This window comes from Hydrogenophaga sp. (genome assembly GCF_011390835.1).
In the GTDB taxonomy this organism is placed as follows: domain Bacteria; phylum Pseudomonadota; class Gammaproteobacteria; order Burkholderiales; family Burkholderiaceae_C; genus Hydrogenophaga.
Genome location: NZ_JAABRQ010000001.1, coordinates 388,491 through 408,347, shown reverse-complemented (window position 1 = coordinate 408,347; position 19,857 = coordinate 388,491). Strand labels below are relative to the sequence as shown.

Here is a 19,857-nt window from a genome sequence, read left to right as displayed (position 1 = left end):
GGCAAGTCCCGCGGTGGATGGAACACCAAGATTCATATGGTTGCCGCGGATGCTCGAACGGCCGTGACGTTCTGCCTATCGCCTGGACAAGCGCACGACGCGCCTGAAGGCCGCCGCCTGCTCAGCAGTCTTGGGCCGACCAGCAGGCCGGTGCATTTGTTGATGGACCGTGCCTACGAAGGCAACGAGACGCGGCAGCTGGCACTGGATCTGGGTTTCGTTCCGGTGGTGCCACCAATGAAGACGCGCATTGAGCCTTGGGAATACGACCGCGAGATGTACAAGCGTCGCAACGAGGTCGAGCGCTTGTTCCGTCGACTCAAGGGCTATCGCCGCATCTTCTCGCGGTTCGAGAAACTCGACCTGATGTTCCTGGGCTTCATCAGCTTCGTGCTCGTCGCCGATGGTCTTCGATTGTGTTAACAGGCCCTAGTCCTTAATGGTGTCACCCCGACCGGACTGTAGGGGCTGGCTGCCTTTCCGGATGCTCGACGAAATGTGGACGGTAGCCCACCGTGGGGCTGATGAGGGGAAAATCTTCATGTCTCACGGGGAGCTCCCGTAACGCTTTCTACTGCGGCTCTCATTCTCCTCAACTGCCGTCAGACGGTAGAACCCGGAAGCCGGGGCTTTCCTTCTGCGGGTTGGGTCCATGGTACTGCTGACAGGTGCCTCGGACGGCAGCTTCCAAAACGCAACGGTCAGTGAGCTTGTTTGCACGAAAGGCCGCAGGCTGGTTGCTGCCGGTGACATTGCACGCCGGAATGTCGGCAGCCGCGGTCACCTGTCGTTCAAGGATGCAAAGGTCGAACGACCGCTGCATTTCCGTCACCGGCCACTCAACACTGACCAGCCTGGTCGTGCTTCGAAACCATGCACCCAACTGTGGCGCAGTCTCCAGTGGCGACATCGCCAGATGCACGGTGCCATCGCGCCGTGCGGTGATCTGGGAGTTCGCGACTGGGCGACGATTTGCAGCGTATTGGCCATATCGGCAGCTGACTCAGTGGGACGCTACACGCCCGTCACGCCTGCGTCGAGCTGCACGCACAGGCAAACCGCACCAGTTTCGCGCTCTCAGTCCAGCACCTTGCACTCTCGGACAACCGAAGTAGTCTGGTGCGCCTAGACCAGCAAACGGACGCGGCAACCTGCCGCAAGTGCGTCGAAAAGGCTGCCCGGTGTGACTGCGGTCACGCGCAAGCGAAATCGCGGCGCCGGAATCAAACACGGCGAGCCGCATCAACTTGCAGGCTATGGCTTTGGGGTCGCTGCAGTCGGTCAGGAGAGTCGTTCACGACGAGCTCCACGCGCCAATTGGCGCAGGCCGAAGGTCTGTTCCAAACTGCCGAGGACACAAGCGCGCGAATCCGCACCTGAACTCAGAGCACGATCATTGACACGGCCGCGAAGTAGATCAGCAGGCTCAGGACATCCTGTACGATCGTCGCCAGCGGGCCGCTGCCGTAGGCCGGATCCGAGCCGAGCCTGGCCAGCAGCCAGGGCAGCAGAATCCCCAGCAACGATGCCAGTGTGCTGGCCCCTGCCAGCGCGATCGTTACCGCCGCAGCCAGCCGCAGCTCGCCAAACGCCAGCCACACCATCGGAAAGGCCAGCAGTGCGAGCACCAGGCCGATCAGCAACCCGGTGCGCAGTTCGCGGCCGATCAGCTTGGCCATGCCGACATGGCTGAGCGACAGCCCACGCACGGCAATCGCTTCGCTCTGGGTCCCGATGGCGTCGGCCAGATACACCAGGCCCGGCACAAAGAATGCCAGTGCCGGCTTGGCCGCCAGCGCCGACTCGAAACGCGCGACGATGAAGGTGGCGACCATGCTGCCGCCCAGCCCGACGATCAGCCAGGGCAGACGGTGACGCATGCGTCGCAGAGGTGGTTCCTCGATGGCCTGGCGCGCGTGGTCGGTCTCGCGCGAGATGCCGGCCAGGCGGTGCAGGTCTTCAACATGTTCGCGTCGCAGGATGGCCATAAGCTCCGTGGAGCCAACCACGCCCACCGGCCGGCCGGCCGGATCGACCACCGGCACGGCGGCGGCGCCATGGCGAAGCGCCGTCGAGGCCATGACCTCTTGGTCAGTGCCGGTTGGAATTCGTGGGCCGACACGTCGCAGGGCGGCCGCGCCGACCTGGGCTTCATCCGGCAGCGACAGCAGTTCCGTGGCAGTCAGCGTGCCGAGCAGGCGCCCTTGGTTGTCGACGACGCACAGCAGGTCCCAGTTCGGGCGATGAAGCGAGCGGATTCGGGTGCGAACAACCACTGCCGTCTCGCCAGGTTGCGCCAGCACCATCTGGTCGCCGACGTGGTCTATCGAGGTCTCTTGCGTCGGCTGGTGAGGTTTGCGCATCTGGGCTTGTGAAAGGAAGGAATCCGCCTGTGATGGCGCGGGCAACGCGTCAGCCTCGGATTTTGCGGTTTCCCGGAGTCTCTGGCTACAAGTCGTAGCGATTCGCTTTTCGTCATATGGTTGTCACGCTGAACAGCGAGTTTGGATATAGATTGCCCCCTGTGCCCCCTGTGCCCCCTGTGCCCCCTGTGCCCCCTGTGCCCCCTGTGCCCTCTGTGCCCTTCGCCGCCCACCATGCCGTCGTCACGTTCCGGAACGAGCGCTGGGCATCGCTTCGTGTGCGTGGTCTGCTGCGCAACGCAGCACTGGCAGGTCGGCTGGCATCCGCCGCCGGAGACTCGGTCGACATCCGGGTCGAGACCGGCTCTGTCCGTGTCCGATTGACACCCGGGCGCGACGAGGCGTTCTGGATCGATTGGGTGTCGGTCGTCGTCGGAACGCACTCCACGCATTCCACGCGTCCACCCGTGACCGCGCCTGCCGCCCCAGCCCCGGCGACACAGCCGGTGCGGGCTCGGGCACCGCAACTGCGCCGTCCCGGCGACGCCAAGGGCGTCGGCAGTGCGGCGCACATCGCCCACGCCATACCAATCGAACGCCTGCTGTCCGACCTCGGAGGATCCACGGCAATCGACATCGATCACGGCCTATCGACCGTCGAGGCCGGTGCGCGACTGTCCCGGGACGGACCCAACGAGATTCTGGACGTCACCGGCCGAAGCACCTCGGAGATCCTGCTCAGCCAGTTCAAGTCGGTTCCGGTGGCGCTGCTGGGCGGCTCGGCCGCGCTGGCGCTGGGCACGCGCGCTTACGTCGATGCGGGGGCCATCGGTGCCGTGCTGGCCGCAAATGCGACGCTGGGCTTCGTCACCGAGCGCCGCGCCGAGGAGACGGTGTCCAGCCTGCGCAAGCTCGGCCCGCGCCTGACGACGGTGCTGCGCGATGGCGTCGCGCTCTCCATCGACGCACGGGCGGTCGTCGTTGGCGACCTTCTGGTGCTCAAACCGGGCGAGCCGGTCGCGGCCGACGCCCGTGTCGTCCAGGCGCACCGCCTGGCCACCAACGAGGCGGCGCTCACCGGCGAGAGCCTGCCGGTGCGCAAGGAGCCCGCAAGTGCATTGACCGCGGACACCCCGCTCGGCGAACGCCGTAACATGGTTTTCATGGGGACTGTGGTGTCGGGGGGCGCCGGCCTCGCGGTAGTGGTCGCCACGGCCAAACACGCGGCGCTCGGGCGCATCCGGCAGCTTGCACAGGACGCCGAGGCGCCTCGCACGCAGTTGCAGCAAGAGCTCGACACGCTCGGCAAGCGGCTCGCGATCGGGGCCGCCACCCTGTGCGTCGGCGTCTTTGCCATCGGTGCGCTGCGTGGCCGACCCTTGCTGCCGCTGTTGCGCACAGCCGTCTCGCTGGGCGTCGCGGCGATCCCCGAGGGCCTGCCTACCGTGGCCACCAGCCTGCTCGCCGCAGGCGTGCGCTCGCTGCAAGAGCGCCAGGTCTACGCCCGCCGCCTCGACGCCATCGAGAACCTCGGCGCGGTCGACACCGTCTGCTTCGACAAGACCGGCACGTTGACGCAGAACCGGATGACCGTATCCTCGCTCACGGTGGGTCACCGGATGATCGTTCTCGAGGAGAATCAGCCGCCGCCGGTCCTGCACGAGGCCTGGCTGCGCGTGGCGATACTGTGCAACAGCGTCGAGCGAGCGAACGGTGGATCGTCGGCTCCTTGGCAGGGCTCGTCAACCGAGATCGCGCTGCTCGAGTTCGCCGTCGCGCGAGGTGTGGATGCCGAACGGATGCGCCGCGCCCATCCGCCGCTGAGCGTGCGTCACCGGTCGGAGCACCACCCTTACATGGTGACGCTGCACGAGTCGGCCGCGCGCGGCCTGCTGGTCGCCGTCAAGGGCCGTCCCGACGAGGTGATGGCACGCTGCGACACCTGGTTCGATGGCCAACGAACGCAGGCGCTGACGCCAGCGCTGCGGCGCCGGCTGCTAAAGTGCAACGACGAGATGGCCACGCGCGGCGACCGGGTGCTGGCGCTGGCCTTCCGCGAACACCCCGACCATCATTTCGGCGAGACCGCCGGGCTGTGCTGGCTCGGCCTGGTGGGCTTGGCCGATCCGTTGCGCCCTGATCTGCCGCAGATGGTGGCGCGCTTCCGGGCGGCCGGTATCCGTCCGTTGATGATCACCGGCGACCAGATCGGAACCGCCCAGTCGGTGGCCGCGCGCATCGGCCTGGATAGAGGCCAGGGCATGGTCGACGCTGCACAGCTGCCCGAGTCGGCAGAGCAAATCGGCGACGTCGCCGAGCAGGCCAGCGGCTTCGCTCGCACCAGCCCGGCGATGAAGCTGGAGATCGTTCGGGCGCTGCAGCAGCGCGGTCACGTGGTTGCGATGACGGGCGACGGCATCAACGACGGGCCGGCGCTGAAGATCGCGGACGTCGGCGTCGCGATGGGGGTCACCGGCACCGACTTCGCGCATGCGATGTCCGACCTCGTGCTGCGCGACGACCATCCGGCGGCGATGCTGCAGGCGATCGAGCAAGGGCGCACGGCCTTCGTCAACATCAAGAAGTCCGTGCGCTACCTGGTGGCCACCAATCTCAGCGAGTTGGCGGCCACGACGGTGGCCGTGGCCGCGGGTCTGCCCGAACCGTTCGACCCGCTGGCCCTCTTGTGGACCAACATCGCCACTGACATCTGGCCGGCCATCGCGCTGGGCCTGGAGCCGGTCGAGCCGGGCATCCTGCAGCGGCCGCCGGTGTCTCTGCGCGGCGGTCTGCTCGACCGCAGCGAGTGGGGCGCCGTGGCTACCGACGCCGGCGCGATGACGCTGGCCTCGCTTGCGAGCTTCGGCTACGGGCTCGCCCGCTATGGGGCTGGACCGCAGGCGCGCACAATGGCCTTCATGACGCTGACCTCGTCGCAGCTGCTCTACGCGCTGGCAATGCGCTCGTCACGCCCGCTGCGCAGCGGGGGCCTGCTTCCGAACCCGATACTCGGCCGTGCGGTTGGCTGGTCGCTGGCCGCGCAGGCCGGAACCGTGCTGCTGCCGTTCGCGCGGCGCATCCTGCGCACCGCGCCCATCGGCCCGGTCGACGCGTTCGTGGTCGCGGCCACGGCGGTGCTGCCGCTGCTGACACGAGAACTGCTGAAGGAGCGCGGCCCATGAGCAGCGTGACTGGAACGGCAGGCGGCCAGATTCTGCACGAAACCGCGCACCGGCTGCGGCTGGGCGTGGCTCTTGGCGTCGAGTTGGACCAGCTCGGAGCCAGCCTAGTGATGCTGAGCGGCGTGGCGTCGGTGCGCGTCAGTGCCCTGCTGCGCTGTGTCGTCGTGCAATACGACGGCACCACCGAAACCCGAGCCGCCGTGCTCGCGGGCCTGCATGGTGCGCCCGGACCGACCCGCCGCCGGGCTGCTGCGCCCGAGCCCGCAACCAGGCCGAAGCGGACTGTGGCGCGGCGGCGCGGGCCGACCGCCGAGGTGGCGGCGTGGGCCCCGGCCGTTCTGGCCTTGGCGGTGCCGGTGCTGCCGAAGGACTGGCGCTCCGGCGCGGCGCTCGGCACGGTGGCGGCGCGCGTACTGACACAGGCCGGCCGGCTGCGCCACGACCCGGCGGCCGTGCTGCTCGACGCCGCGTCGCTGGCATCGCTGGCCATCAGCGGCCAGCCGCTGGTTGTCTCAACCTCGGTGCTGCTGCGGCTGCTGGCCGAGCGCTTGTCCGGGCGCCTGGTGCGTCAGGCCGACGACCTGCTGGGCCATCTGCTGCCCACAGCGGCCGCGGAGTACCAGGTGTTGCGCGATCCCGAAGAACATGGGGACGGGACGGCGTGGCCGATGCGCTCGCTGCGCGCGGGCGACCGGGTGCGCCTGTACCCGGGCGACGTGGTGCCCGTGGACGGCTGCGTGCTCCACGGCTCGGCCATGCTTTTGCCGGCGGCGCGGCGCAGCACTCCGCACCCGGTGGGCCCGGGAGACCACGTGGCCGCCGGCGAGCGCCTGCATGAAGGCACGCTCGAGCTGCGTGCCGAGGCCGATGCGGCGGGATCGCGGCTGGAGCGGCTGCGTGCCCAGGTGCGACATGCCGTCGGTGCGCGCGATCCGGCGGGCCGGCTGGCGCCGGGCATCGAGCGGTTGCTGTCGTTGCCGTTGACTGCATCGGCGCTGGTGTTCGGCCTGACCGGCGACGCTGCTCGTGCAGCTGCGATGCTGCAGGCCGACCCGCAGCAGGGGCTGGACCTGGCCTTGCCGCTGGCGCGCGAAGCCGCGCTCTACGCGCTGGCGCGCCACGGCCTGTTGACTGCCGGGCTGGAGGCCATCGAGCGCCTGGCCGCAGCGCGCACGCTGGTGCTGCAGGACACCGGCGTGCTGTCCTGCGGGCGCTGGACCATCCAGTCCGTGCAGACCGAATCCGGCGGCGATGCCGAGCGGGTTCGTGGCTGGGTGGCCGCTCTGGCCGATACGCCGATCGAAGTGCTGGACCGCACGAGCTTCTCCGACCGCGTGGTGCGACTGTGGGTTTGCCACGGCGCGGTGCTGCGCGTCGGCGAACACGAGGTGCATCTGGCCAGCCGGCAGCGCCTGCGGCAGGTCTGGGGCCTCGCGCTCGACGCCGGGCCGCTGGCGTCTGCCGCCGGGCCGCTGCTTCGCGAACTGGCGGTGGTGGCCGCCGGCCGGGTGGTGGCGCGGGTGGTGCTGGCCAGCGCCTTGCGTCCCTGGGCACTCGAACGTCTGGGCGAACTGGCCACGCTGGGCTTCGAACGCATCGCGGTCTTCGAGGAAGCCGACGGCGGGCATGGCTTGGCGCCGCACCCGGAGACCTGGAGCGCCCTCGCGACGGAATGCGTCACCGACGATGCCGGCGTGCGTGGCGACTGGCTGGCCGACGCGGTGCGCGACGGCTCGGCGTTGGTGATGGTGCACACCGTGCTGCGCGATCTGGTGCCACCCGGCAGCCTGAGCCTGACACCGGCCGATGCCGATACCGGTTCGCACGGCGTGCTGCTCGGTGACCCATTGGCCAGCCTGGTGTCCGCGCGCGGCCTGGCGCAGCGAGTGCATCGGCAGCTGCGCCTGCAGCAGCGCTCCGCGACGGCCGCGAATGCGGTGCTGATGACGGCGGCGGCTCTGCGCTGGCTGCCGCCGATCGGCACGTCGCTGCTGCACCACGGGTTCGCGTTGCTGCTGCTGCTGGACAGCTTGCGGATCGAGTCCCTCGAAGCGACACAGGTCGACACCTCCGCCGCCATGCGGCAGACTGCTCAAACCCCACGACGGCGTCGAAGCGCCTTATCCCGAAACTCAAGGAGTGAACCTGCATGAAGATCGAAGACGTGGCCCGCCCGGGCCTTCTCGCACTCGGCGTCATGGGCGTTGCCGCCACCGCGCTATTGGGCTTTGCTGCCGGAGTCGCCGTGGCACGCGACCCCGAGGTGCTGCGCAGGACGGCGCGACGCCTGGCCCGCAGCCTGGAACGCGCGACGCTGACGGTCGCCCAGGCGCGAGAGCATGTTGGCGACCTGTGGGCCGAGGCGCGGGAGGACGCGCTGGCCGAGGTCGATGCCGCCGAATTTGAGCGCGCCGCAGCCAAGGCGTCGCCTGCCGCACCCGCCAGCGCCGCGGCCGCAGCGCCACGCAAGGCGGCGCGAAAGAGCGCACCGACTACGCGCAAGCCACGCGCACCGCGAAAGTCGTCGGCACAGGTCGACACTGGACAAGCCACCGACCCGACCTGAAGGGGGGCGCAGCCGAGCTCAGTCTGGCTCAGTGGTCGGAGTTCGTAAGCCGTTGGTCGATCTCGCGCTCGGCAGCTATCCAGTCATCAAATTCTTGGCTGGGTGTGAAGCCGCGCGCCTCGGCGATGAAGAAAGCTGCTTCTGCGATCATGAGGTAACGATGCGCCGGGTCAATCAATGCCCCACTTACCGTTGAAGGGTCTGCCTCGGTCGGCGGCAGGACGGCGTTCGCTTCAGTGCTGGCTTGCTTGGATACGGATGGGGTCATGATGATGTCTCCTGGCAATGGGCTTACCAAGGTATTCCCCGCATATTTCAAAGCTGTGACGCAGCAACTGTTCGTGAGCGTTCATTGATCGAGCTCAATCTGAAAACAGTGTCATAGACACCAGTTGCTGACGCCCCCCGCTCCCATAGGGGCGCGCGAGCAAGACCAAGTGCGCTCTTCGAAGTTTCCTTGACCGACATGTACATGCGTCGATGATGTCCTGCTGTGGCAGTGCCGTGGAGGGGCTGCACGCCAGGCGGTTCCGACGTGCGGCTGTCACAGTGGCGAGGTTGTAAATGTGCTCTACGATCTTGGCACGACCTTCGCTCTCCTGGTGCTCCACGGTCGCCAGCCCCGGCTCGGCGGCATGGGTGCCCTTGGCGGAGGTGGACTTCATAGGCAGTCTCCATTCTGCACGTCACGTGAGACAAGCCGGCCATATCGCTGGGGCACACGACCGCATGCGGCTCGATCAACTGGGCCGCTACATCATCCGCCAGTCAGGTGATGTTGAACCTCAAGACGTCATCACGCGCCTGGTGATGTCCGCTGGCGTTCATGCAGCGGCTTGCGGCGCCCATATCTCTGACTTGGCTGCACCCGCCGACGCCTGGCTCACGGCAGTCAATCTTGGCTTGACGGATGATCGGCTTGGGTCGCTATGCATTGCTTTCCATAGCGACCCGTTGCGGTCTATCGGTCCAACAAGCTGAATGTCCGGTCCTGCAGTGCGGTCGGTCGAGCTCAATCGATGAACTTACGGTATCAGTCACTCCAAGCCTGATTTTGGGCGCTCTGGGCGCAGTTTGCGCTTTTTGACTGGCTATGCTGCGTCAACCCATTCCAGCAGCGGCAACCAATCCTCCCTTTCGCGAGCCGAAATGGATGGCACGTCGAAAATTGTTGACCCTCGTGCTGCAACTCTTGAATACAGTTGAGCGGGGCGAATCATCGTCACGGTATGAAATCCTTGACAAGCCAAGAACTCACGCAGTTGGGTCGCACCCAAGGTGCGCGGATCCACTCGCATGCCGACAAGGGCAACATTAGCCTTACCCCTCGTAATTGCCTTGACCTCCGCCAGATACTGCAAGAATTGTTTGGTAGCCCACAGGTCAAACGGCGACGCCTGCACAGGAACAATGATCCGGGACGACACCTTGACGACTCTTTCCAGGGCTTTGCCCGACAGTCCCGCCGGTGTGTCCAGAATGGCGTGAGTGATTCCTTTGGGTGGGCGCGCCACCGCATCTGACCCGATTTGCCAGGTCTCGATGGAAGGGAGTTCTTTGGGCCGACTCCGAAGCCAGTGTCTGCAGGACTGCTGCTGGTCGATGTCTGGAGTTGGAGTTGGAGTTGGAGTTGGAGTTGGAGTTGCCGATGCTTTGGCGATAGCACTCACATTACCCGAATAGCTTGACACAAGCACAGCGGTGTCCGCTTTCCGGTAGCTCTGACCTGATGCCCGCTTAGGGTCGAGAGCGTGAGTTCGTTCGCAACGTGAGCGGCCATTCCCGCGCTTTGCACCTGTCGCCCCTGCCGAACGACCGGTCCAGGTGGTCGAGCGGTCGTTTGAGATCCTGACCGGTGAAAGACCGGTTGCGGTGCCGCCTTTCGCCTCAGCCGTCGAAACTGAGTGACAGCAACCAGCCTTAACTTCAGCGGTCAGCGCGCCCTCGTGACCTGCATCGAAATCAGCCACCCGTGGAGATCGCAACGGCCCTCGTACCCCAATCAATCCTGCGCATCTTCCGCGCTCGGCCGATCAAATCCGATGCGGTCTGAGGGTTGAGCGTACCGGCTCAAAGTCTCGTCCAGGGTCTGCCCTAAGCCCAGCGCCCAAAGAACCGTGAAATAAGCTCCTACTGGGGTACTCGAGCGACCGAGCTCGATGGGCTTGAGTGCACTGCGGCTAACCCCGTCCTAGTCTCCAAGTCAGCGAGCGAAATGTTTTTGCATGTTCGCACTGTCCGAATGTGTTGGCCAAGAACGACCAGACGATCAGCGACAAGCGCAGAGGGTACAAAGGCACTCACGGCATTGGCCTCTCATCTCTGTAGACGCGAACCATCACCAGAGCCTTGGATCGTCGAAGCCGGCGACGCAGGACGCGGGGGCTTTGAGCGGCGTCAGGGGGGCCTCCTGTAGCGACTGGCCCAGCCAGCCCTCGGGATGCTGCAAGCTGTGAGGTGCGGGGATGGTGCCCTCGGCCACAGGCACGAAGCCGACGCGTCTGTAGAAGGCAGGGTCGCCATAGGTCACCGCTATGTCGACGCCCTCGCTGCGCAGCAGGTCCAGGCCGTGGGTGATCAGCGCCTGCCCAATGCCCTCGCCCTGGCGATCCGTTGCCACGGCCACAGGCGCAAGCATGAAGGCCGTGCGGGGGTCGTCGAAGACAAGGCGTGTGAACAGGATCGCGCCGACCAGCGCGCCGCCGTCCCACGCGGTGAAGACGCGCAACGCGTCGGGCGGCGTCTCGGCCATCAAGCGGCGGGCGAGATCCCCGATCAGGGTCCCTTCCTCAGCCCCTTCCGAGGCCGTGAAGGTCGCCTTGAACATCGCTGCGATGGTCTCGGAGTGCGGCCTCAAATTCGAAGAAAAGTCCATGTTTCGATCCTCTATGGCGCCAGACGGGCACAAGGCCGTCGCATCACTAACATCTCGTAGCCAAATTGTCCGCGCCCGGCTTGTGGCATGGCAATCTCATCGCGCAGACCGTCGGGCACCCGGTCTCGGAGGTCCAGCAGTCATGTGGAGCGCAGCCGTTCCAATCACCGGTGATGAAGGCTGCTGTCGTTCAGGCTACGGCCGCGAGTGACCCAGATCAGCCTTCACCCGATATTGCCCGCGGTCGAGCGAACTGTTGCTCCTGGCCGCCAGCCTCAATACGAGGTGGCGCGATTGAGCTGACTTTCGCTGCGCTGGATGGCCTGCCAAGCGAAACCGATAGGGACAGGTTGTCTTCTCGACCAGGGAACTCCTGCGATCACCCGGGATGCAGCAGAGGGACCATCCAACAAAGGAGAATATCCAGGGCGCTGCAAAGCCCGGCGCAGCGCGCTGTACCGTTCGAGCGCGGCCTCCATCTCCACCATGGGCAGGTGTCCCGCCGCGGCAGCGGCCAGCACTGAAGCCTTGAGCTGCTGGTAGGCCTCTTCCATCGCTGCCGGATCCAGCGCCACTGGCGGCGCTCCGGGCGTTGGCGGCTGCTCGTGTGCGGCCAGCAACTGCCGCGCAGCAGACACCAGGCGCTGGTGGGCTTGCAGCGGCTGAGGGTCGGTGATGGCATAGGGTGCCAGCGGCGCCGCTGCCAGTGCCAGTTCGGCGCAGGTGGCGTAGTACCGCTGCACACGCAAGAGCTCGGCCAGGCGTTCGGCAGCCAGGCCCGACAGCGCCGAGCGGCCGATGCGCTCGACGAAGGTCTCCACTGCCGCATCCAGCTGCTTGATGACGATCTGTGCCTTGCCCAGGTCGGCGGGCGAGCTGCCCTCCAGCACCGCACCCGCCTGGCGCACACACAGCTGGCCGAAGCGCGTGACTTCCTGCGTCAGTGCGTCCAGCGCCAGCGTGGGCACAGCCAGCACGTTGTCGTCCAGGAAGCGGGGCCTGGCCTCGTCTTCCTCGCGCGCCCGGAAGCACTGCTGCAGCCAGCGCGTGAGACGGTCGGCCAGTGGCCACATGAGCAGCACGCCCAGGATGTTGAAGGTGGTGTGGAACAGCGCCAGCTTGGTGGCTGGATCGGGCGGCAGGCTCAGCGCCTCGCCCGCGCTGGTCAGGGCGCCGATGAGCCAGGGCAGCAGCAGCAGCGCCACCGCGCCGGTGAGCAGGTTGAACACCGCGTGCGCAGCGGCTGTGCGACGGGCGTTGGGTGTGGCGCCGATGCCGGCCAGGGCGGTGGTCACGGCGCTGCCGATGTTGGCGCCGATCACCACCGCAGCGGCGCCTTGTGGCCCGATCAGACCGCTCTGGGCCGCCGTGAGGGTGATGGTCAGGGCCGCGCTGGACGACTGCATCAGCACCGTCATCAGCAGACCAATGCCCAGCTGGGCCAGCACCGACAGCGCGTCCGTGCCCTGCGGCAGGCTGATCTCGGCGGCCAGACCCACAAATGCCTGCTGGAGCAGGCCGATGCCCATGAACAGAAGACCAAAGCCCGCCAGGGCGGTGCCCATGGCGCCACGCCGCTGGTGTTCGCCGGTCAGGTGCATCACCGCGCCCAGTCCCACCAGCGGCAGCGCCAGCAACTCCACCTTGAACTTCAGGCCCACCAGGGCCACGATCCAGCCGGTCATCGAGGTGCCGACATTCGCCCCGAACACCACCCACACCGCCGGTGCCAGCCCCAGCAGCCCGGCGTTGACGAAACCGATGGCGGCGATGCCGACCGCGGTGGACGACTGCACCATGGCCGTGACCAGGACACCCGTACCCAGTGCGTGCCATCGCGTGCGCGTGGCCTTGGTCAGGATGTTGTGCAGGGCTGGACCTGCCACCAGTTTGAGCCCGTCGGTCATCATGCCCATGCCGATCAGGAACAGGCCCAGACCACCGGCCAGCAAGCCCAGCGAGGTCCAGAGGTTCATTGCGACATCCAGACGGTGGCGGCCAGGGTGATGGCAGCGATGCAGACCAGGTTGAGCACGAAGCCGCAGCGCATCATGGTGGCCTGCGGCACCTGGTCGGTGGCGTACACGATGGCGTTGGGTGGCGTGGCCACCGGCAGCATGAAGGCGCACGAGGCCGACACCGCAATGGCCACGGCCAGTGGCGCGCTCGGCAGACCCAGTGACTGGGCCACGCCGAGAAAGATCGGAATCAGCAGGGCGGCGCTGGCGGTGTTGCTCACCAGTTCGGTGAGGAAGACGACAAACGCCACCACGCCGAGCACCAGCCAGAACGTGGAGGCGTCCTGCAAGGCGTCCACCAGCGCGGTGGCGAGAAAGCCGCTGGCGCCGCTGACCTGCATGCCCTGGCTCAGCGCCAGGCCGCCGCCGAACAACAGCAACACGCCCCAGTGCGTCTGATGCTCGATGGCCTCCCAGCTCAGTGTGCGGCTGGCCACCAGGGCAGCGACGGCGGCCAATGCCACCCAGCTGTCCATGTCGGCGGTGATGCCCAGTGCGCGGCCCAGCGGCGCGGCGCCGATCCAGCCTGCGGCGGTGAGCGCGAAGATCAGCAGCGTGAGGCGCCGCGCTGGCGTCCACTGAAACGGTGCCGAAGCCGTCAGCGCGATGCGTCCACCCAGGCGGGGCCGCAGCACCCCGTACAGCACGGCCACCATCACCGGCAACAGGAGCATCACCAGCGGGATGCCGAACCCCATCCATTCGGCAAAGCCGATCCCGGCCTGGGCCGCCGCGATGGCGTTGGGCGGACTGCCCACCAGTGTGCCGATGCCGCCGATGCTGGCGCTGTAGGCCACACCCAGCAACACGAACACCCGTTCGCGGGGACCGGTGTCACCGCCGTCACCCGCCGGGCCAGGGCTGCTCAGCAGGCCCAGCGCCATCGGCAGCACCATGGCCGCGGTGGCGGTGTTGCTGATCCACATGGACAGCAGGGCGGTAAGGCCGAACAGCAGCGCCACCGCCAGCGCCCGTCGTCCGTCGGCCAGGCGCAGCACGGCCTGGGCCAAGGCGCGGTCCAGGCCGTGCTGCTGCAAGGCCGCGGCCAGCGCAAAACCGCCGAGAAACAGGGAAATGATCGGGTGCGCGAACGCGCTCAGGGCGGTGCGCAGATCCATCAACCCGGCGCCGGTCGCCAGCAGCGGCACCAGCAGGGCGGTCACGCTCAGATGCAGGGCCTGGGTCATCCACAGCCCGCCGATCAGCGTGAACAAAGCCAGCCCAGCCCGCAAGGCGTTGGTCCCGGGCGCCATCTCGTGGACCCCGGCGGCAAGTGCCACGCACGCCAGTGCGCGCAGCAGGGGACCGGGTGCGCTCAGCGGCATGGGCAGGTCTCCACCGGAGCGCAGTGCGCCAACCCAGAAGCACCGCCGGGCCGGCTATGCCGGACGGCCAGTGCACCTTGCAGGCCGCGACTGCGCCAGAGTCGCAGCCTCTTCGTCCCGTCCAAGCCTGCGCAGGCAGGCTTGGAGCCGCGGTCCTCAGCCCCCTTGAGGGGGTCGCGCGCAGCGCGGCGGGGGTGTTTCTTCATCTCGCTGTGGACACCAGCACGTCGACGCTGCCCTCGGCCAGCACGTGTTTGGTCACGCTGCCGAGCAGCAGATCCTCCGTGGCGGAACGGCCGTGTTTGCCCAGCACCACCAGGTCGCAATCGCGTTCCTGTTCCTGCTCGACGATGCGCTGCGAGGCCTCCCCTTCGACCACACAGGCCTCCCACCTGCCCGGCAACAGGCCAGCCTGGGCAGCGAGAGCGTTCACGCGCTGTGTGGCGTCGGCGCGCGCCTGCACCCGATAGTGCTCGATGGTGGCTTCGTCCACGCCGGCGTAGCGCAGCTTGTCCCCGAACGGCACCTCGTAGGCGGTGAACAGCACACAGTGGGCTTGTGGTGCCACGTGCTGGGCGACCGCTACCGCCTGCGCCGACCAGGGCGAAAAGTCCAGCGCGACCAGCACCCGCCGGTAGGGCTCGTGCGGCGTCTGGCGCACCACCAGCACGGGGCGGGTGGTGCGACGCAGCAGGCGCTCCGAGGTGGAGCCCAGCACCAGCCGGCGCATGAAGCCAGCGCCCCGCGCGCCCACCACCAGCAAGGCTGCGTCGAGCGCATCGCCTTCGCGGCGGATTTCCTCCAGCACCGAGCCATTGGTTTGTACCGGCTTCGCAACGATGCATCGCGCAGTGCCGACGGCGTCCACCAGCTGCTGCAATTGCTGGCGATTGGCTTGAGCCAACTGGCTCTCGGAAGAATGGCCTGTACCGAGCCAGCGGCGCAGTTCGGCCAAGACCTCTCCGGGCGTCACGTGCATCACGCTCAGCGTGCTGCCGGTTTCGTGCGCCAGGTGGGCTGCGCGATCCACAGCGTGCCGCGCCGGGCCAGAAAAATCGGTGGTGGCAAGGATCGGTCCCCAGGCGGTCATGGCGTTTGCTCCTTGGTGCGGATGGTTTTCGCGAGGTGTTCAGCGGCGAAGTCGGCGGCATCGTCGAACGGGTTGAGGATCTGGCGCACACCGGCCTCGCGCAGGGCGCGCCCGTGGACGGCGTCGCGCACCGCGGCCACCACCTCACCCTCGAAGCGCGCCATTTTCAGCGCGTGAAGCAGCGCCCGGTTCGACTCCCATTGCGGAAAGGTCGTGACCACCCAGCGCAGCCTGGTCAGGGACAGCGATTCCAGGAAGTCGGGGTCCTCGCCATCGCCGAACTGCACAGGCAGACGCTGAGCCTGCAGCGCACGCACCGCCTCGGGGTCGAAGTCCACCCCGATGGCCTGCACACCGGCGCTGCGCAGTTGCTGCAGCAGCCGGCTGCCGTAGCGCCCCAACCCGAACACAATCACCTCGGCCGGGGCCTGCTCTGCCGGCGCCTGCTCTGCCGCCAGCTCGCGAAAGGGGTGCTGGCGCTCGAACCATTCCAGCCAGGGTGCCAGGCGTTCGTAGAGCGGCTGGGAGTAAAGGATCATGTAGGTGGACAGCGTGATGGTGATCACCCCGACGAGGGTTGTCAGGCCCAGCGCCTGCGGTCCCACATGGCCAAGCGTGATGCCCATGGCCATGAACACGATGGAGAACTCGCTGATCTGCGCCACCGTGAGCCCGGCCATGAAACCGGTTCGCTTGCGGTAGCCCATGGTGCCCATGATGGCCATCACGATCAGCGGGTTGCCGATTAGCACAAACAGCGACAGCAGCAGCGCCGGGCCGACTTCGGCGCCCAGGGTGGAGAAGTCGAGTTGGGCCCCGAGGTCGATGAAGAAGAACAGCAGCAGGAAGTCGCGGATACCGGTCAGGCGCGCGTTCATGGCTTCCCGGAACGGCGTGGACGCCAGTGAGAAGCCCGCCAGAAACGCGCCCGCTTCCTTGCTGAATCCGGCCCAGTCGCCCAGGGCCGCCAGCGCCACGCCCCAGGCGATGGCAAACACCAGCAGCAGCTCCTGCGAGCGCGCCATCGAGGCCACCACCACCGACAGCACCCAGCGCATCAGCACGTACATTGCCACCGCCGCCAGCGCCAGGCGCCACGACAGCGACAGCGCCACGTCGAGCAGCGTTGCCTCGCTGCCGTCGGCGCCGCCGGTGCCGCGCAGGGCACTCATGGTCATCATGGCGACCACCACCGCCAGATCCTGCACGATCAGGAAGCCCACCGCAATGCGCCCGTGCAGGCTGTCGAGTTCGCGTTTGTCCGACAGCAACTTGACGATGATGATGGTGCTGGAGAAGGTGAGCGCCACGGCGACGTACAACGCCTCCACCCAGTCGCGGCCCAGCGCCATGACGATGCCGAAACCGATCACGATGGTGAACGTCAGCTGACCCAGCCCGGTTGCCAGCGCCACCGGGCCGATGTGGCGGATGTGGTTCAGGTCCAGCTTCAGGCCCACGGCAAACAGCAACACCGCCACGCCCACCTGCGCCAGCAGGTCGATCTGGTCGTGTGCCGTGACTAGGCCCAGCACCGCCGGACCCACCACCACACCCACGGCGATGTAGGCGATCAGCACCGGCTGGCGCAGGCGCACGAATACAGCGCCAATCAGGGCGCAGATCAGCAGCAGCATCGCGATCTCGCTGAACGTGTCCTGCGCGATCATCGGCGCGTCATCCGGTGACCACGCCCAGTCGGCGCAGCAGCAACTTTTCGAGCTCGAGCACGACCAGCACCGTCAGCCCGACGCCGACGATCGCAATACCGGTGCGCAGCGGAAGCGCGGTGGTGGCGAACAGACCCTGCATGAAGGGCGTGTAGGTGAACACCAGTTGAAGCGCGAACACCGCCGCCACGGCCAGCAGCACCCTCGGCGTGCCCTTGACCCCCTGCAGCGTGAAAGACGGTGCCTTGAGGTATCGCACGCTGAACAGGTAGAAAACCTCCATGGCCACCAGCGTGTTGACTGCGACTGTGCGCGCCGTCTCCACCGATGCCCCGTGCCACAGCGCCCATTCGTACATGCCGAAGATGCCGGCCAGGAACAGCGTCGAGACGAAGCCGACGCGCCACAACACGAAGCGCGACAGCATCGGCTCGTCGGGCCGGCGCGGCGGGCGCCGCATGACGTCGGCCTCGGTCGGCTCGAACGCGAGCACCAGCGCCAGCGCGATCGAGCTGACCATGTTGACCCACAGGATCTGCGCTGGTGCGATCGGCAGCGCGACGCCGATCAGCACCGCCAGCAGCAGCGACAGCGACTCACCACCGTTGATCGGCAACAGGAAGGTGACGGTCTTCTTCAAGTTGTCGTAGACCGTGCGCCCTTCCTCCACCGCGTGCGCGATCGACGCGAAGTTGTCGTCCCCCAGCACGATCGAGCCGGCCTGCTTGGCCGCCTCGGTACCTTTGCGCCCCATGGCGATGCCGACGTCCGCCTGCTTGAGCGCCGGCGCGTCGTTGACCCCGTCGCCGGTCATCGCGACCACCTCGCCGTTGGCCTGCATGGCGCGGACTAGGCGCAGCTTGTGCTCCGGGCTGGCGCGCGCGAATACCCGCGTGTTGCGCACCAGCTCGCGCAGCTGGGCGTCGTTGGCAGCCTCGAGCTCAGGCCCTGTGATGGCCTGTAGGCCTTCGCCGAGGCCGAGCTGCCCGGCAATGGCGCTGGCGGTCACGCCGTGGTCGCCGGTGATCATCACGACCCGGATGCCCGCCGTGCAGCACTGTGCCACCGCCTCGATCGCCTCTTGGCGCGGCGGGTCGATGATGCCGACCAGGCCGAGCAGCGTGAGCCCGGCAGCAACGTCTGCGTGGTCGAGGTCCTCGGTGCCTGCGGGCAGGGCGCGGCGGGCCAGCGCCAGCACGCGACGTCCGGCTCGCGCTTGCGCCTCGACCTCGGCGTGCCAGTGCTCGTCGTCCAGCCGTTCGATGGTGCCGTCAGCACCGAGCTGGTTGGCGCACATCGCCAGCACGCGTTCAGGTGCGCCCTTGACGAGGACGACGCGCGCCTCGCCGCGTGTGCCGCCATCACCACCTTCGGAATGCAGCGTCGCCATGAAGCGGTGTTCGGACTCGAACGGGATTAGGTCCAGCCTTGGCCGCTCGACCTGCATCTCGGTCGGGTTGAGTCCAGCCTTCCCTGCGAGTGACAGCAGCGCGCCTTCGGTCGGGTCGCCGGCGAGTTGCCACTGGCCGGCACGCTCATGCAGCGCAGCGTCGTTGCACAGCGCCGCCACCTCGGCCAGCGCGTGCAGAGCCGGCAGGCGTACCTTGAGCGCCTCGGTCGCCACCACCTCGCCGTCGATGCGCAACGCGCCCTCAGGCGCATAGCCGGCGCCCTCGACCGCCATCACGGCGCCAGCGCACACAACTTCCTGCACCGTCATCTCGTTGCGTGTCAGGGTACCGGTTTTGTCCGAGCAGATCACCGTCACCGAGCCCAGCGTTTCGACCGCCGGCAGACGGCGGATCACCGCATGGCGCGTGGCCATGCGCTGCACGCCGATCGCCAGCGTGATCGTCATGATCGCCGGCAAGCCCTCGGGAATCGCCGATACCGCCAGACCGACAGCCGTCATGAACACCTCGGCGGCCCCCATGCCGCGCACCAGCAGGCCGAAGAGAAACAGCGCCGCCGCCGCGACCAGGATGACCAGCGTCAGCGTGCGGCTGAACGCCTCCATTTTGCGCAGGAGCGGCGTCGTTCCGGCTTCGACCGACTCGATCATCTTGCCGATACGGCCAATCTCGGTGGACGCACCGGTGGCCACCACCACCGCGCGCGCCTGGCCCTGTGTGACCAGGGTGCCGGCATAGCCCAGGCACAACCGGTCGCCGATCGGGGCATCGGCGACCACCGCCTCGACCCGCTTTTCAACCGGCACCGACTCGCCAGTCAGCGCCGACTCGTCGATGCGCAGGTTGCGCGCCAGCAGCAGGCGCACATCGGCCGGCAGGCTATCTCCGGAGGCCAGCAGCACAACGTCGCCAGGCACCAAATCAGCAGCGTCGACCTCGCGCTGGTGCCCGTCGCGCAGCACCACTGCGTGCGGCGACAGCAGGTGGCGGATCGCCTGCAGGGCCTTTTCGGCTTTTCCCTCCTGGACGAAGCCGATCACCGCGTTGAGGACGACCACGGCCATGATGACCACCGTGTCGATCCAGTGACCCATCAGCGCCATGACCAGGGCCGCGACCATCAGCACGTACAGCAGCAGGTTGTTGAACTGGCGCAGCAGCCGGGCCAACAAGCTTGGCGGCTCAACATCTGCCAACCGGTTTGGACCGTGGGTCTGGAGGCGAGCGTCGGCCTCAGCCTGGGTCAGCCCGCCTGCCGATGTGCGCGCCAACTCCAGCGCCGCCTCGGCAGCCAGCGCGTGCCAGGGGCCAAGTGGTGGTTTGTCCGGGGTTGAACGCACGATTCACACTTCAGTA

12 protein-coding genes are annotated in these 19,857 nt (G+C 67.4%); 4 read left to right on the top strand and 8 right to left on the bottom strand.

Annotated features, from left to right (window positions below):
* Nucleotides 1-423 (top strand): IS5 family transposase (locus GPT34_RS01940; protein WP_291008977.1); only part of this gene is annotated, 423 nt, incomplete at its 5' end.
* Between the two features lie 959 nt (nt 424-1,382).
* Here the strand turns inward: GPT34_RS01940 and GPT34_RS01935 are convergent.
* Nucleotides 1,383-2,306, bottom strand: coding sequence for a magnesium transporter (locus GPT34_RS01935; RefSeq protein WP_291008974.1), 924 nt, complete (start codon nt 2,304-2,306; stop codon nt 1,383-1,385).
* A 272-nt stretch (nt 2,307-2,578) separates the two neighbouring features.
* Here GPT34_RS01935 and GPT34_RS01930 point away from each other — a divergent pair, with 272 nt between their 5' ends.
* Genes GPT34_RS01930 through GPT34_RS01920 form a run of 3 tightly spaced genes read left to right on the top strand, consistent with a single transcriptional unit; the run spans nt 2,579 to nt 8,111 of the window.
* A complete protein-coding gene (locus GPT34_RS01930) occupies nt 2,579-5,545 on the top strand; it encodes a cation-transporting P-type ATPase (RefSeq protein WP_291008971.1) in 2,967 nt (988 codons plus the stop codon).
* Nucleotides 5,546-5,550: 5 nt separating this feature from the next.
* Complete coding sequence (locus GPT34_RS01925) at nt 5,551-7,698, top strand: hypothetical protein (RefSeq protein ID WP_291008969.1); 2,148 nt, start codon at nt 5,551-5,553, stop codon at nt 7,696-7,698.
* Nucleotides 7,695-8,111: a hypothetical protein gene (locus GPT34_RS01920; RefSeq protein ID WP_291008966.1), complete on the top strand. Its 417-nt coding sequence runs from the start codon at nt 7,695-7,697 to the stop codon at nt 8,109-8,111. The genes GPT34_RS01925 and GPT34_RS01920 overlap by 4 nt, the downstream gene beginning before the upstream one ends.
* A 28-nt stretch (nt 8,112-8,139) precedes the next feature.
* Here GPT34_RS01920 and GPT34_RS01915 read toward each other — a convergent pair whose 3' ends face one another.
* From GPT34_RS01915 to GPT34_RS01885, 7 genes are all read right to left on the bottom strand, one after another.
* On the bottom strand, nt 8,140-8,379 hold the full coding sequence (locus GPT34_RS01915) for a DUF2934 domain-containing protein (RefSeq protein WP_291008963.1): 240 nt from the start codon (nt 8,377-8,379) through the stop codon (nt 8,140-8,142).
* 2,070 nt (nt 8,380-10,449) lie between these two features.
* Complete coding sequence (locus tag GPT34_RS01910) at nt 10,450-10,986, bottom strand: N-acetyltransferase (RefSeq protein ID WP_291008959.1); 537 nt, start codon at nt 10,984-10,986, stop codon at nt 10,450-10,452.
* Between the two features lie 275 nt (nt 10,987-11,261).
* Nucleotides 11,262-12,962: a Na/Pi symporter gene (locus GPT34_RS01905; RefSeq protein WP_291008956.1), complete on the bottom strand. Its 1,701-nt coding sequence runs from the start codon at nt 12,960-12,962 to the stop codon at nt 11,262-11,264.
* Nucleotides 12,959-14,329, bottom strand: coding sequence for a DASS family sodium-coupled anion symporter (locus tag GPT34_RS01900; RefSeq protein WP_291008953.1), 1,371 nt, complete (start codon nt 14,327-14,329; stop codon nt 12,959-12,961). Before GPT34_RS01900 ends, GPT34_RS01905 begins: the two co-directional genes overlap by 4 nt.
* Before the next feature lie 202 nt (nt 14,330-14,531).
* Complete coding sequence (locus GPT34_RS01895; RefSeq protein WP_291008950.1) at nt 14,532-15,419, bottom strand: universal stress protein; 888 nt, start codon at nt 15,417-15,419, stop codon at nt 14,532-14,534.
* Nucleotides 15,416-17,089 carry a cation:proton antiporter family protein gene (locus GPT34_RS01890; protein ID WP_291008947.1) on the bottom strand — a complete coding sequence of 558 codons (1,674 nt, stop codon included), beginning with the start codon at nt 17,087-17,089 and terminating at the stop codon, nt 15,416-15,418. The genes GPT34_RS01895 and GPT34_RS01890 overlap by 4 nt, the downstream gene beginning before the upstream one ends.
* Nucleotides 17,090-17,096: 7 nt before the next feature.
* Nucleotides 17,097-19,841 carry a cation-transporting P-type ATPase gene (locus GPT34_RS01885; RefSeq protein ID WP_291008944.1) on the bottom strand — a complete coding sequence of 915 codons (2,745 nt, stop codon included), beginning with the start codon at nt 19,839-19,841 and terminating at the stop codon, nt 17,097-17,099.
* Nucleotides 19,842-19,857: the final 16 nt, after the last annotated feature.

What these genes read in the sequence shown, in the direction of transcription:
- GPT34_RS01935 (WP_291008974.1), bottom strand. Translation starts at nt 2,306, where the DNA reads ATGGTGCTGGCGCAACCTGGCGAGACGGCAGTGGTTGTTCGCACCCGA.
- GPT34_RS01920 (WP_291008966.1), top strand. Translation starts at nt 7,695, where the DNA reads ATGAAGATCGAAGACGTGGCCCGCCCGGGCCTTCTCGCACTCGGCGTC.
- GPT34_RS01915 (WP_291008963.1), bottom strand. Translation starts at nt 8,379, where the DNA reads ATGACCCCATCCGTATCCAAGCAAGCCAGCACTGAAGCGAACGCCGTC.
- GPT34_RS01910 (WP_291008959.1), bottom strand. Translation starts at nt 10,986, where the DNA reads ATGGACTTTTCTTCGAATTTGAGGCCGCACTCCGAGACCATCGCAGCG.
- GPT34_RS01905 (WP_291008956.1), bottom strand. Translation starts at nt 12,962, where the DNA reads ATGAACCTCTGGACCTCGCTGGGCTTGCTGGCCGGTGGTCTGGGCCTG.
- GPT34_RS01900 (WP_291008953.1), bottom strand. Translation starts at nt 14,329, where the DNA reads ATGCCGCTGAGCGCACCCGGTCCCCTGCTGCGCGCACTGGCGTGCGTG.
- GPT34_RS01895 (WP_291008950.1), bottom strand. Translation starts at nt 15,419, where the DNA reads ATGACCGCCTGGGGACCGATCCTTGCCACCACCGATTTTTCTGGCCCG.
- GPT34_RS01890 (WP_291008947.1), bottom strand. Translation starts at nt 17,089, where the DNA reads ATGATCGCGCAGGACACGTTCAGCGAGATCGCGATGCTGCTGCTGATC.